Below are 257 nucleotides of genomic sequence, written 5' to 3'. Positions count from 1 at the left end.
AGAACACCTGCTCCCATTCAATCCCGACGCCGCGTACGTGCAGCTGTCCAACCGCGGTCATCAACGCCCGGTCCTCCGGCACGTCCCGCCGCAACGACGCCACACAGTCCTGCGCCACCATCCCGCTCAGGATGCCGTCCGGACCCAACTCCAGGAAAGTGGACACCTTCTGCTCCCTCATCGCCCGCACACCATCGTGGAACCGGACCGTGCCACGTACGTGCTCCACCCAGTACTCCGGCGAACACAACCGCCCC

1 protein-coding gene is annotated in these 257 nt (G+C 65.8%); it reads right to left on the bottom strand.

The genetic code is table 11. The annotated features are described in order from the left end of the window. A partial coding sequence (locus tag ADK64_RS14740) for a hypothetical protein (RefSeq protein WP_159046246.1) occupies window positions 1–181 on the bottom strand: 181 nt, incomplete at its 3' end. Between the last annotated feature and the right edge of the window lie 76 nt (window positions 182–257).

It is taken from the genome of Streptomyces sp. MMG1121, from assembly GCF_001280015.1.
In the GTDB taxonomy this organism is placed as follows: domain Bacteria; phylum Actinomycetota; class Actinomycetes; order Streptomycetales; family Streptomycetaceae; genus Streptomyces.
This window is presented reverse-complemented; position numbering and strand designations above follow the sequence as displayed.